The sequence below is a fragment of the Laspinema palackyanum D2c genome (assembly GCF_025370875.1).
Lineage (GTDB): Bacteria > Cyanobacteriota > Cyanobacteriia > Cyanobacteriales > Laspinemataceae > Laspinema > Laspinema palackyanum.
Map to the genome: position 1 here is coordinate 83344 of NZ_JAMXFD010000009.1, position 13362 is coordinate 96705.

Annotated in this window: 12 protein-coding genes; 5 read left to right on the top strand and 7 right to left on the bottom strand. The window is 45.9% G+C overall.

Annotated features, from left to right (window positions below; translation table 11 throughout):
- Nucleotides 1–130 precede the first annotated feature (130 nt).
- Both NG795_RS13105 and NG795_RS13110 read right to left on the bottom strand, forming a co-directional pair.
- Complete coding sequence (locus NG795_RS13105; RefSeq protein WP_367289105.1) at nt 131–730, bottom strand: pseudouridine synthase; 600 nt, start codon at nt 728–730, stop codon at nt 131–133.
- Between the two features lie 120 nt (nt 731–850).
- Nucleotides 851–1756: an alpha/beta fold hydrolase gene (locus NG795_RS13110; protein WP_367289106.1), complete on the bottom strand. Its 906-nt coding sequence runs from the start codon at nt 1754–1756 to the stop codon at nt 851–853.
- A 168-nt stretch (nt 1757–1924) separates the two neighbouring features.
- Between NG795_RS13110 and NG795_RS13115 the strand changes: the two genes are divergently transcribed.
- The 3 genes from NG795_RS13115 to yidD all read left to right on the top strand — a co-directional run bounded on the left by NG795_RS13115 (nt 1925) and on the right by yidD (nt 4464).
- A complete protein-coding gene (locus NG795_RS13115) occupies nt 1925–2905 on the top strand; it encodes a putative 2-dehydropantoate 2-reductase (protein ID WP_367289107.1) in 981 nt (326 codons plus the stop codon).
- Nucleotides 2906–3095: 190 nt separating this feature from the next.
- Entirely contained in the window at nt 3096–3869 is a 774-nt protein-coding gene (locus NG795_RS13120) for a class II aldolase/adducin family protein (protein WP_367289108.1), read from the top strand.
- 301 nt (nt 3870–4170) lie between these two features.
- Entirely contained in the window at nt 4171–4464 is a 294-nt protein-coding gene (gene yidD, locus NG795_RS13125) for a membrane protein insertion efficiency factor YidD (protein WP_367289109.1), read from the top strand.
- A 73-nt stretch (nt 4465–4537) separates the two neighbouring features.
- On the opposite strand, the gene NG795_RS13130 is transcribed toward yidD, so the two are convergent.
- Nucleotides 4538–5320: an ABC transporter permease gene (locus NG795_RS13130; RefSeq protein WP_367289110.1), complete on the bottom strand. Its 783-nt coding sequence runs from the start codon at nt 5318–5320 to the stop codon at nt 4538–4540.
- A 194-nt stretch (nt 5321–5514) separates the two neighbouring features.
- Between NG795_RS13130 and NG795_RS13135 the strand changes: the two genes are divergently transcribed.
- Both NG795_RS13135 and NG795_RS13140 read left to right on the top strand, forming a co-directional pair.
- Nucleotides 5515–6717 carry a sensor histidine kinase gene (locus NG795_RS13135; protein ID WP_367289111.1) on the top strand — a complete coding sequence of 401 codons (1203 nt, stop codon included), beginning with the start codon at nt 5515–5517 and terminating at the stop codon, nt 6715–6717.
- Between the two features lie 467 nt (nt 6718–7184).
- Nucleotides 7185–9062, top strand: a complete 1878-nt coding sequence (locus NG795_RS13140) for a methyl-accepting chemotaxis protein (RefSeq protein ID WP_367289112.1) — start codon at nt 7185–7187, stop codon at nt 9060–9062.
- Between the two features lie 7 nt (nt 9063–9069).
- On the opposite strand, the gene NG795_RS13145 is transcribed toward NG795_RS13140, so the two are convergent.
- From NG795_RS13145 to recF, 4 genes are all read right to left on the bottom strand, one after another.
- Nucleotides 9070–9858 (bottom strand): ABC transporter permease, encoded by a 789-nt coding sequence (locus NG795_RS13145; protein WP_367289113.1) that lies wholly within the window; start codon nt 9856–9858, stop codon nt 9070–9072.
- Between the two features lie 82 nt (nt 9859–9940).
- Entirely contained in the window at nt 9941–10939 is a 999-nt protein-coding gene (locus tag NG795_RS13150) for an ABC transporter ATP-binding protein (protein ID WP_367289114.1), read from the bottom strand.
- Between the two features lie 112 nt (nt 10940–11051).
- Nucleotides 11052–11969 (bottom strand): alpha/beta fold hydrolase, encoded by a 918-nt coding sequence (locus NG795_RS13155; protein WP_367289115.1) that lies wholly within the window; start codon nt 11967–11969, stop codon nt 11052–11054.
- 145 nt (nt 11970–12114) lie between these two features.
- The gene (gene recF / locus NG795_RS13160; protein WP_367289116.1) at nt 12115–13275 is read right to left on the bottom strand and encodes a DNA replication/repair protein RecF; all 1161 of its coding nucleotides are present in this window, start codon (nt 13273–13275) and stop codon (nt 12115–12117) included.
- Nucleotides 13276–13362 lie beyond the last annotated feature (87 nt).

A 13362-nucleotide genomic window follows, 5' to 3' on the forward strand; every position in this document is an offset into this window, starting at 1 on the left:
CGCTATGAGCGGATTAAGTGCCTGGGAAGGAACTGGAGGGTCCGCAGATAGATGGGTGCGTTACTTGGCATCCGCCAAGTAACGCGGATAACGACTGAAGTCGTTACTACAAACATGAATCCCAATCTCCCTACGATCGCAACTGTTTCAAGACAGATTTCACCTCCTCGCGAGTCAAATCTCGCCATTGTCCCGGTGGTAACCCCGCTAGGGAGAGGTTGCCGATGCCCGATCGCACCAGGCGCAGGGTGGGAAACCCAACCGCAGCAGTCATGCGTCGGACTTGGCGGTTTTTCCCTTCTGTGAGGGTGATTTCTAACCAGGCGGTGGGGACGGTTTTGCGAAAGCGCACTGGGGGATCGCGAGGAGGGAGTTCGGGTTCCGTGGGTAAGAGTTGCACCGTTGCGGGTCGGGTGCGATAATCCTGAATCTGGACGCCGTTGCGGAGAAGGTCGAGGGCCGGTTCGTCGGGGATGCGTTCAACCTGTACCCAATAGGTCCGGGGATGGGCATATTTAGGAGAGGAGAGGCGATGTTGGATGGCCCCATGATTCGTTAACAGCAACAGTCCCTCACTGTCTAAATCTAGGCGACCGACGGCATAAATGTCGGGGATATCAATGTAATCTTTTAAGGTAGGGCGTTGAATGCCTGCATTCTTGCCGTCGCGATCGCTAAATTGGCACAGAACATTATAGGGTTTGTGGAACAAAATATAGTGATAAGACACAGTTCAATTCATTGATAAAACATAACATTCGGTTATAAGTGAGGAGTTTACCTCAAAAAGACGGTGCGCCCTTGGTCATCGGAGGAACAAGCGCTTGTTCCTCCGATGAATCAGAAAATATTAGGCGTTGGAGTTCCCTGACGCACTGGTTTCTAACCAGTCTAAAATCAAGGGATTCACCACCTCTGGACGTTCATCATGGGGACAGTGTCCGGTATTGGGAATGGACTTAAAGGTAATGGTCCGGTCTGGGTGAGATTGTTGGAAAATCCGACTTCCGGCGATCGGTGTCCAAGGGTCATCTTCCCCCCACAACACCAATAACGGATGGGTAACATGGGGTAAAATTTCCGAGGGAGGTCTTCCCGGAGGTGCGGTCAAAATGGAAGCAAACACTTTTTGCGCGCCCACATCACAGGACGGTTCGTAGAGCAAATCGACCAACTCATCGGTAATCGCCTCCCGGTTGCGATACACTTGGCGTAAGGTATTGCGAATCCGGTGTTTTTGGCGAATTCGGTTAAATAGGAAGGTGCCCACCGTGGGAGAACTCACTAATTTGCTAAACGTACCCATCACCAACCGCAAGGGTGGATTGAGTTCTTCTGGGCGATGATTTAACCCCCCGGCACAATTGATTAAAACACCCCCTGCTGACTTTTCGGGGTGATTGGCAACCAGCATCAGACTCAGCAATGCACCAATGGAATTGCCTATAAATACCGTCGGTTCCTGGATATGTTCTGTCCAGAAATCCGTAATCAGTTCTTCCCACAATTCCAGGGTGTAATTCAGGGGGGCTTTATCCGAACCGCCAAACCCCAGCAAATCTAAGGCAAACACGCGATATCCCCCTTCGGCAAGGGCGGGAAGGTTCTTGCGCCAATGGCCGATGGAGGCCCCAAATCCATGAATCAGGAGGAGGGGACGACCGACCCCTTGGACGGCATACTGAACTTTATGGCCGTTCCAAATCCAGGTTTCCTTGGCGATCGCAGTCGGTAGTCTAAGCTGTTGTGTGGTCACGGTCTCTATTATTAAGTTTAGTAAACTCTCCTTATCATAATCTAGGAGGTGGGTACTTGGGGGGACCCGAAACCGGGTTTCTGACCCAGATGCGGTGATAACCGAGTATGTTGTTGATGCCACTTCCCCGTAAAATGGATAGAGTAGCAAGTTGAAAGTCATGGGAGAATGGGTACAGCGTTGCAGTCTCCGAGGAATCGGAGTTATGCCATTATTGGCACCGGGGCGATTGGCGGATTTTATGGCGCAAAACTCCAGCAAGCGGGGTTTGAGGTGCATTTTTTGCTGCATAGCGATTATCAGTTTGTGCAGCAGCGCGGATTAAGGGTGGATTCGGTTTGGGGTGACTTTACCCTCGACTCCCTGAATGTTTATAACGAGGTCCACCAAATGCCGCCTTGTGATGTGGTCATTGTTGCTCTAAAAACCACCCGCAATTCTTTACTAACCACTCTGTTGCCGCCAGTTTTGAAAGAATCCGGGGCGGTATTAATGTTACAAAATGGTCTGGGTAACGAAGAGGCGATCGCCCCGATTGTTGCTCCTGCTCATATCCTGGGCGGATTATGCTTTATTTGCTCTAATAAAGTCGGAAAAGGTCATATTCACCACCTAGATTATGGCGCGATTACCCTCGGGGAATATGCACCGGATTATCAACCCTTGGGAATTACCCCTACTCTCCAAGACATTGCCACAGATTTTGAAACTGCCGGAATTCCCACTCAATTTGCCGAAGATTTACTCCTCGCCCGGTGGAAAAAATTGATTTGGAATATTCCTTATAATGGCTTGTCAGTGGTGCTGAATGCCCGCACAGATGAAATCATGGGGAATGAATACACGCGCCTTTTATCTGAACAGTTAATGCGCGAAGTCGCAGCGATTGCCGCTGCCTATAATCGGAAAATTCCCGAAAGTTTTATTCAAAAAATGCTGGATCATACGGCCCAAATGAAACCCTATATTACCAGCATGAAATTGGATTATGAACACCGCCGACCCCTAGAAGTAGAATCCATTGTTGGTAATCCTCTGCAAGCGGCGATCGCCAAACAAATCCCCGTCCCCAAAATAGCCATGCTTTACGCCCAATTAAACTTCATAAACACTCAAATCCAAACCAAACCCCCTCTCCCCCGTTCGTAGTAACGCCTTCAGGCGTTATCATTTCCCCCTTCGTAGTAACGACTTCAGTCGTTATCTTTCCCCCGTTCGTAGTAACGCCTTCAGTCGTTATCTTTCCCCCGTTCGTAGTAACGACTTCAGTCGTTATCTTTCCCCCGTTCGTAGTAACGACTTCAGTCGTTATCTTTCCCCCAACCGACCCCGCACAATTATGGATGAACGCTTAATCAAACCCGGACTCCCTCAACCCCCCACATTCGATCGCCTCAGCGATGAAAGATTATATCGCAAACAACGCTTGGCAGCCGCATTTCGCCTATTCGCTCACTTTGGATTTGATGAAGGCGTAGCGGGTCATATTACAGTCCGGGACCCGGAATTTCCTCACCAATTCTGGGTCAATCCCTTTGGAATGTATTTTGGTCAGATTCGCGTCTCGGACCTGGTATTAGTCAACCATCAAGGAGAAATTAAGCAAGGCGATCGCCCGATTAATGCCGCTGGATTTGCCATTCATTCCCAAATCCATCAAGCACGTCCCGATGTGATTGCGGCAGTACACGCTCATTCCCTCTATGGCAAAACCTGGTCCACCCTGGGACGACTTCTTGACCCTCTCACTCAAGATGCCTGTGCTTTTTATGGGGATCATGCCTTATTTGATGACTATACAGGCGTGGTGTTAGAGATGAGTGAGGGCGAACGATTAGCGCGGACCTTGGGAAATGCCAAGGCGATTATCCTTCGCAATCATGGATTACTCACCGTGGGTCATTCCGTGGATGAGGCAATCTGGTGGTTTATCACAATGGATCGGTCCTGTCAAAGTCAACTGATGGCAGAGGCAGCAGGAACACCCATCGCTATTGCGCCAGAAATTGCCCAATTGACTTATACTCAGGTGGGAAGTCATTACATGGGGTGGTTTAGCTTTCAGTCGCTTTATGAGATGATCGTTTGTCAGCAGCCGGATTTATTGGAATGAAGGAGGCGATCACGTAAAAAATCTCACTTAATTTTCCCCCAGAAAAGTGAGAAAGTTTCAGGCTAAACCTGATGGCAATTCATCAACATCACCGATGAATTGCTATCGGACTGGGAAATCTGTAATTTAATCAAAAATTAACCCAGTTTATGAGGGAAAGAATAGCAGGGCAGGAAATTTTAGAATATTTCTTATTCAGGGAGAAAGAGTATAGTTTTTAAGGTTTCATCCTTTTGATAGAGAGAACAATAGGAGGGATTGTAGTAAAAAGGAACTCTGAATCTCAACCCCAAAATTAGCTATGCAACTAACCCGCGTTGATGGGATCGCCCGAGGACTAGCTTTAGAGGCGATCGCTTCCTATAAAATCCACCTTTCTCCCAGAAAAGGTTTTGCCTGCGCTCATCGGATGTTACATCAAGACGAGTCTTGCTCGGATTATATTTACCGGATGTTTAGTAGTGAGAATTTTCTGGCTGCCGTTGCCCACTCTGGGGAACGGTTCCGCGCTTGTGCTAACGCGCACCAAGCGTTAAAAGGAACCTCGAAATCTAGTTTCGGCTGTATTGTGCTTCCCTGCTGTCTCCCGTTATAACAACTGAAAGTGTCAATCAGCAGGCGTCATCCGGGTAGAGGCGGGTTTTTTCCCTCTCTACCCTCGTTTGCAGCTAACTGGAGGCACTGGTATAAAACCGGAGGGCAAACCGCCAAAATGCCATCGAAGCCAAAAAAAGGACGATCGCCAAGAGAGCGGCCCCGGCAATCCAACTGACTTCGACCCGTCCCAAAACCGACTCTGCCGGTACAGTAGTGAGAAAGGCGACGGGGACAATAAAGGTGAAGAAAAAGCGATAAGCAGTGGGATAAGCCACCATTGGAAATCGACCCGCTTCCAGTAATCCTCTGAGCACCTGAGTCACATTATAAATTTTTACAAACCAAATACTCAGCGCACCTAGCATAAACCATAAGCTATAGAGACTGATGGCCCCAAAGAGGAGGGGAATTAAACTGATCAGGTAGTTAACCGGGTCTAAATTCAGGGTACTGCCTGCATAAAAAATCAGGAGTAAGCCCAAAATAATATCCGGCAGCCCCCATAGTGAAATCGTCCGTCCCGATAGCCAAAATTGAGAACTGATGGGTTTAAGCAGCACAAAGTCGAGAGTGCCTTCTTGGACTTGTTTGACAATAGTATTTAGATTAGGGGCGAGGAAGGTGGAGGAAAAGCCTTGGAGAATGGTAAATACTCCTAAAACCACGAGGGCTTCTTCCCATTGCCATCCGGCGAAATTGTAGTCAGTGCCGTAAAATAGGGAGAGGGCAAACCAACTCCCGGCGAGGTTTCCGAGGCTGCTGAACGAGGCGATCGCAAAGTTGACCCGATATTCGAGCTCAGCGGCGATCGCAGTTTTCCAAAATAGGGCGAGTGTGGATAAATATCGTTTCATTTCAAGTGGGGATTTGAGAGAAGCAATTGGGACCGGTCAAAATTAGTCGGGTTTTTATTACAGTAGCGCACCGATCGCCCATTGAGGAAATGAGGAAGAATTCAGGGACCTTGATTCAGTAACCGCTCTCAATTGAACTGGAGTTAAGGTAAGCTAAGGAAATAAGTCGATCACCCATTGAGGGCATAAAAGAAATGATGAACCAGTTTACAAAAATATTACGAGATAAAAAAGCCACGATTGTTGAACAATGGGTTGCAGTGGTTCGGGGCGATGAAAGTATTACGACAGCAGATACACTCCCCTATTTGGCGATTCGCGATACTCTGCCTAACATCATTGATGCGATCGCTTCTCTCCTCGACTCCCAGGAAGAATGCGAGGAGGCAGAGCTGTTACAATCGGCTTTGGAACATGGCTATCTTAGAGCGCAACAGGGCTACGAACCTGAAGAAATTGCCCGAGAATATGGGTTAGCCCGAGAGATGATGATTTCCGCGATGGAGGAGGAACTAGAACGAGCCAAACCCCAGGAAATTATTCGGGTCTTCCGCCTAATTGATCAGGCAATGGCTAAAGTCCTCGGACGCTGTTTCCGCAGTTATACAGAAGAAAGAGTGAGGGAGTTAGAGGAGTTGCAAACTCAGATTCATCTCACCAATCAAGAACTCACCCGATTAGTCCGGTCCAATAAAGAAAATTTGGTCTACCTGGCCCACGAATTAAAAACACCATTAAATTCGATTATTGGCTACTCTGATTTATTTTTACGACAACAGCGCAAACAGTTTAATGAAGGAGAAAACTCTCCAGCCAATATGGAGCATATTGAAAAGGTACTCCACAGCGGAAGACTTTTGCTTCAATTAATTAATAATGCTTTAGAAATTTCCCGTCATGAAGCGGGTAAAATGTCTTTACATTTCATAGAGACTCCGGTTAAAAATTTAATTTTTACAACCGTAGAAATGCTAGAACCGACGGCCCGAGAGAAACAAATTAAGCTAGAGGTGGATTGTGATCACGCTCCGGAGAGCATCGTGACGGACCCGTTACGGTTACAGCAAGTGGTGACTAATTTGCTCAGTAATGCACTTCGCTATACCGACGATGGAACCGTCCGAATTGAATGCCGAATTATTTCTGAACAGGAGTGGAAAATCGCCATTAGCGATACGGGAGTTGGGATTGATGAAAAAGACCAAGCGGAGATTTTTAATCCATATTTTCGGGTAACTAGAGACAATCAGACGTTTCTTCCCAATAGTACAGGATTGGGGCTGGCGATCGTCTCGCGGTTGGTGAAGTTGTTGCAAGGCAATATCCAGGTGTTTTCAGAAGTGAATGTCGGTTCTACCTTTACAGTAACTTTACCCCTGCAAATTCAGTCCTCTTAACCTCCGGAAGCATTGTTTCCCTCCGTTAGAAACCGTTCGGGTCCCCTCTGTTCCCTAGACTTCAAACCACAGTCAGTTTTCTTGATCCAGGTCCCACAATTCCGGGGTCTTTGGTCTTGACAATTTATGCGTATTGTGCTAAAATCATCAACTTATTTTTATTTTTATCAACCTAAATCCCAACCCAGGATCAGCAGTCCCTAAAGTTCAGCAAAAAAGCGGATGTCTGATAGGTATCTTTTCCTATAAAATAAGAAGTAAATCCATAACTCTGGTAACCAGACCGAAACGGGTAAACGTTGGGGGTTAACCACCCTAGTCTTAAAGAAGAAAAGTGACAGAAGCATAGAGAATTCTCTATTTATTCAGGGTGTCGATGCGACTCCTCTTCGGTCATTAATGGGTTTTTTGAAATTTCAACTGCATTTAGAACAAGTTAGTGCTTTTCGGTGAATTTGGAGATTCCAATGATTACTCAACTATTCAGCAAATTTCAAAATAAGCTCTTGGTTTTACTTTTCTTGAGTACATTAATTCCGGTGGCGATCGTCGGCGGATATAGTACCCTGTCCTACCGAAAGGTTTTAACCGAGTTACTCTATAACCAAATGGTGCGTCAAGGGACAGATAGTGAATCAAAAATTAGTTCTTTTCTAAAAAATGTTAAAGCTGATATTTTATACCTCAGCCAAACTCCTCCAGTTCAAGGGATAGTGAGATCCCGAGCCAATAAAGGAATCGACCCCCAAGACAAATCCTCATATCAAGACTGGAAAAGTCGATTAGAAATCATTTTTAATTCTTTCCTCGACTCTAAACCTTATTATTATCAACTGCGCTATTTAGATGAAAATGGCAATGAGTTAGTCCGGATGAATTCAAAAAATGGAACAATTCAAACTGTACCGGATTCTCAACTTCAGAATAAGGCCACTGATGACTATTTCATCGAAACGATGAAATTAAGTTCCGGTGAAATTTTTGTTTCTCAGGTTAACTTGAATCGGGAAAATGGAGAAATAGAAGTTCCTCATATCCCAGTGATTCGCTACAGCACCCCAATTTATAGTGCATCGGGAGAAAAAAAGGGAATTGTTATTGCCAATGTATTTGCCGATAGCTTTTTAGAAATGGTGGATGTGAAAACGGGGGAACAGTCCAATGAAGCCTTTATTATCAACCCAGAGGGCTACTACATTTATCACCGAAATGAAAGCAAAGAGTGGGGCTTTGACTTAAATAAACAGGAGACTGTAGTCCAGGACTATCCTGAAGAAATTAGTCAAAAATTATTGTCATTTCAAACGGGGTTTATTTCTGAAGGAATTGATTGGGTAATCAGCTATAATCCAATTTTTCCCAATACTCAAAATCAGAAACATGGTTTTGTTCTCGTCTATGCCGCGCCGAAAGACGTAGTTTTTGCGCCGATTAATAACTTAAGCACGGTTGCCATTCTGATTACTGGGTTTGCCTTGGTGGTTGTCCTGCAAATCGGGAGTATGATTTTAAAGAATTTGCTGGGTTCTATTCGAGACATTACTGGAGTGGTTTCCTCCTTTTCCATAGAACTGTTAGCAACCATTGAACAGCAAGAACGAATGACGGTGCAGCAGTCGGCATCGGTGCAAGAAACAACCGTAGCGATTGATCGGATTAATGCTGCTTCCGCAGACTCAGCGCGACAAGCGCAAAATGCCGCTATTGGGGGAAAACACGCCTTAGTTAGAGTGGCAGAAGGGAGCAAAGCGGTTTCCCAAACCTTTGAGGAAATGGAAACTTTGAAAGAAAAAGTAGAGGCGATCGCCTCCCGGAGTTTCAGTTTAAATGAGCAGACGAATAAAATTAGCACCATCTCCAATTTAGTCAGCAATTTAGCCACCGAAACCAACCTGTTGGCGTTGAATGCAGCCGTAGAAGCAGTTCGTGCAGGAGATCAGGGAAAAGGGTTCGGCGTAGTTGCCTCGGAAATTAGAAAACTGGCCGATCGCAGTAAACAATCGACCCAGAATATTTCAACCTTAGTTCAAGATATTGAACGGGCGGTTAATTCAATGGCCCTGGCTGCTCATGAGGGCCAAACCAATGTAGAAACCGGGGTAAAAATTGCTCAAAATACCGCAGAAGTGTTTACAGATATTGCCAGTGGTATGGAACAAATTGTGGAACATACCCAGCAAATTGCTCTGACTGCACAACAACAATCCCTGGCGATCGAACAGGTGATGACGGCGATGAACGATCTCACCCATGAAGCAGCAGAAACGGCAACGAGTATGACTCACGTCAAAACCGGGATTCAAAAACTCAACGAAACCGCCTTAAATCTGAAATCCATGATTTGAGTTCAAATCAAGCCCCCATCCCGGAATATTGGCGCAACCCGCGACGCCACAACCAGCGATTGATGATCAAAAAGATTGCCACCCAACCGCACATGATGGCAAGACTGGGACTCACATTCACAGGTAATCCCACCAATAATGCCGCTGGAAAGTGAATCATATAAGGAAACGGTGTCCATAACACCACTTGGCGCACTGATTCCGGGAACACCTCTAAGGGAGCAACCATGCCGGAGAAAAACAGATAAAATAAAAACCAAAATTGCTCGATCGCATTCGCCCGTTCTATCCAAAAACACAGGAGGGAAAACGTATATTGAATCACAAAACGCAGGACAAATCCTAATATAACTACCCCAATCCAGAGCAAAAACCGTCCTAAATCGGGCAGCCAAAACGCATCGGGATATAAGGCAAAAAAGACTAAAATTAAGATGCCAATAAAAGGGAGGCGAGCACCCCGTTCCGCCACATGAGCGGCCACATGATGCCACACCGGGTCCAACGGTTGTAATAACCTCATGGAGAGTTTTCCTTCCACCACTTCTTTTTCAAACTCCCAAACCACCCAAACAACATTGAATTGTCGGACAATAAATGCCGCTAAAAAATACCGAGCAAACTCCACCGGGTTTAAAGCAAAACCTCCGTTTTGAGAAGCTTCTAACCAGAGTCCCATTAAAATGAACGGCAAAGTACCCGAGAGCGCCCACAACACAATTTCGGCGCGGTATTCCAACATATGAGCATAATGAACGGAGAACAAAGTGGGAGCAATTCTGAAAAAACGTCTCATGAATTTTAGGGGTTAACAGATTAGGGTATTGGTCCAGGGAAAGGGTTGAGAAACCGGGTTTGTGGTCCAGGGAAAGGGGTATTTAGCCGATCGCCCCAGCCGTAAAGACTCGTCCAATCACTTCTTCAATCGGGGGTTCAGTCACCGTCAAATCTATGATTTCAAAATCGATTAAAATCTGACTCACCGTAGCCGTTAGCGTATCCCGACGCACCAGTAATCGCACCGACTGACCTGCAATTTCTTCGACTTCGCCATACTTCGAGATTTGTTGCCGCAATTTTTCCGGGTCAGAAACCGGATCCGTTAACTCTAACTGAACCTCACGATAGGGCGCAAATCGTTCGACTAAACCATCTAAACTGCCATCATAAATCAGTTGACCGGCATAAATCAAAATCACGCGATCGCAAAGGGCAGTAATATCCGCCATATAATGACTGGTTAACAAAATTGTCGCCCCAGTTCGCTGATTATATTCGCGTAAAAAATCCCGGACTGATGCTTGTCCATTCACATCTAATCCCAGGGTCGGTTCATCCAAAAATAGCACATCTGGATTGTGCAATAAAGCCGCCATCAATTCCGCTTTCATCCGTTCCCCGAGGGACAGCTTTCGCACAGGTTGATTCAGTTTCCCTTGCAGAGAAAGCATTTCCGTTAATTGACCAATCCGTTCCCGACATTCTTTCTCCGGAATCCCATACACCACCCCATTAATTCGCAAGGAATCTAAGGCGGGCAAATCCCAGAGTAACTGTTGCTTTTGTCCCATAACTAAAGTGATTTTTTTTAGAAACGCTTCTTGGCGTTTAAAAGGAACATGACCCGCCACTTTCACAAGTCCACTAGAGGGATGAATTAGCCCGGTTAACATTTTTAAAGTTGTCGTTTTTCCGGCACCATTGGGTCCTAAAAATCCCACCACTTCCCCGGGCTTAATTTGAAATGAAACATCTTTCACCGCTTCAATATTCCGATAGGTCCGGTGAAAAAAGTGATTTAAAGTCCCTTTGAGTCCCGGTTCTTTGATGGCAACGGGATAAACTTTACTGAGGTGTTCGGCAACAATGATTGACATAATAATTATTTTTACTAAAACCGCAACTCATCCGGTGAAATTTTAATCTAACCCCGCCGAGGTAGACTGGGTTAGAGTAGCCCCATGCTTTAGGGGATAAGTTTATTTTAGCTCAGGGGAGCAATTCTTTTAACTCAACAACCCGAACCACGGGACGCGGATGGGTAAAAATCAACCCATTATGGCGATAAACGAGAATCAATTGCACAACCAGACGCTCAAGAATCTCGATGATTCGACCGAAACAATGACGACTTTTAAAGTGTTCCAGCGGGGAGGGAGTCCGATGAATCAACCATTCGGTGAGTCGGTATTTCCAGCACCGAGTTCCCCGTTTAGAGATTTGCAAAATTGTCCCGGGAATGAAGTCTCCTTGATTGGCCCAAAATGCGTAACGTTCTCCGAGGGTAAAGTAATGAAACACCAAGGGATGAGGGCTAGATTGGGCTAACTTTCGGCCAATTCCTAATGGATTAAAGGTGATGACGGACCGAATGCGATCGGGGTATTTAACCGCCAGTTGTTGGGCAATTTTGCCGCCGAGACTTTCGCCGATCACATCCGGGCGATCGCCTTGTTGGCATTTTTCCGTAATCCAAGCGACTGCACCTTCCGTTTCCGCCGCTTTCGATTGCCAATCGAGATGAGCAATAAATACCTCTGGAGTATCTTGCAAAACTCCATCCAACGGATACCAAGATCCATATCCGCGAATCACTAAAACCGGCGGTGCATTACCCGCTAAAGGAACGCGACCCTCCGCGTAAAATCCCGTAATTTTATCCTCAAAAACCCTTTCAACTTGATAGTTTCCTCGGACCCTTTGTCCCTCAGTATGACGAATATAAATCGAGGGTTCATCTTTTTTTAAAATTAAAGTCAGTTGCGGTTTGCTAAACTGTTCATAAACCACATCGAGGGGATGGCGAGGGGTTGGGGACGAGATAAAATCAGGGAAGTTAACTGAATCAGCGGGTTTTCGACCAAGTTGAGCGCGTTTTGAGTTGGATTTTTTGCGTTTAGATAGCACGAATTCATTCCCCTTGCATACCGAGAGGGTCATTACCCGGTTATTTTTATAGAGCATAGCCTAAGAAGGCCCACAACGGGGAGGGGATGGTCAAAAAAACCCCCACCACCTCATCAAAGTCCCTCTCCCAAGATGGGAGAGGGATTTAGGGTGAGGGAAAAATTTCCCCCGCTTTCACCGTGAGAATTTGAGCAGAATTGATCCAATCATGTTCAAATCCGCCTAAATGAGTCGTTGCAATCACCGTTTGAAATCGGTCTTGAATCGCTTCCAAAAGTTGGTTTTGTCGCTTGGGGTCTAACTCCGCAAGCACATCATCAAGGAGTAACACTGGGGGTTCTCCAACGATTTCTTCAATCAGTTTCAATTCTGCCAATTTTAAAGCTAAAACGAGGGTGCGTTGTTGTCCTTGGGAGGCGAATTGTTTCACCGGAAGTTCATTGAGGGTGAACTCGATATCATCACGGTGAGGACCGACCAGAGTTGTCCCTTGAAATGATTCTGCGATCGCCCGAGATTGGAGTTTTTCTAAAAATGCCTGCATTGCCTGTTGTGGATAATCTCGCAACGATTTATCTTGCATTCCTTCCACATTTGGAGCATAATGAATACATAAAGATTCCAGTCGCCCACTAATCGCCGCGTGCCAAGTTTCAGCAATGGGAACCAATCGGTCTAACGCCCGCGATCGCCGCTGCATTACCCGGACTCCAATGGTCGCCAATTGGGCATCCCATAACCCCAATTGCGCCTGATGTTCCGGACCAAGATAGGATTTTTCTCCCCGAGACTCTGCACTTCTCATTTCCTTTAATAAGGCATTTCTTTGTTTTAAAATCTTATTATATTGCTGTAAAATATGAGCATAAATTGGCTCTAGCTGGACCAACAAACCATCTAACCAATTGCGCCTAGTTTCCGGACCGGACCGAACCAACTCCAAATCTAAACTCGAAAACTGCACCACATTTAACAACCCCAAAAAATCCACATTTCGCCGACAGGATTCTTCATCGACAGATACAGTTCGCCGTCCACTCCGACGCAAAACCACACCCAATTTAACTGACCGATATTCCCGAGACACGATGCCGGTAATTTGTCCCTGGGGTTCTCCCTCCCGAACTAAATCGCGATCGCGAGAAACCCGAGAACTCTTCAACGTCGAAAGTAACCCCAACGCTTCCAAGACATTGGTTTTGCCTTGAGCATTATCCCCCACTAAAATAGTCTTCGGGGCATTTAACTCAATCTGCTGTTCCCGATAATTCCTAAATTGTCTCAAATGCAGATGGCTTACAAACATAATTAAATCGAATTTATTAAAATAAAATCAACCCCTAATCCCGATAAAAAATCTAAAGTAGTAGCGACAACCGCAGGGGGTTAAAAC

Coding starts and splice junctions, on each gene's coding strand:
- NG795_RS13115 (WP_367289107.1), top strand. CDS start 1,925: ATGGGTACAGCGTTGCAGTCTCCGAGGAATCGGAGTTATGCCATTATT.
- NG795_RS13120 (WP_367289108.1), top strand. CDS start 3,096: ATGGATGAACGCTTAATCAAACCCGGACTCCCTCAACCCCCCACATTC.
- yidD (WP_367289109.1), top strand. CDS start 4,171: ATGCAACTAACCCGCGTTGATGGGATCGCCCGAGGACTAGCTTTAGAG.
- NG795_RS13130 (WP_367289110.1), bottom strand. CDS start 5,320: ATGAAACGATATTTATCCACACTCGCCCTATTTTGGAAAACTGCGATC.
- NG795_RS13135 (WP_367289111.1), top strand. CDS start 5,515: ATGATGAACCAGTTTACAAAAATATTACGAGATAAAAAAGCCACGATT.
- NG795_RS13140 (WP_367289112.1), top strand. CDS start 7,185: ATGATTACTCAACTATTCAGCAAATTTCAAAATAAGCTCTTGGTTTTA.
- NG795_RS13145 (WP_367289113.1), bottom strand. CDS start 9,858: ATGAGACGTTTTTTCAGAATTGCTCCCACTTTGTTCTCCGTTCATTAT.
- NG795_RS13150 (WP_367289114.1), bottom strand. CDS start 10,939: ATGTCAATCATTGTTGCCGAACACCTCAGTAAAGTTTATCCCGTTGCC.
- recF (WP_367289116.1), bottom strand. CDS start 13,275: ATGTTTGTAAGCCATCTGCATTTGAGACAATTTAGGAATTATCGGGAA.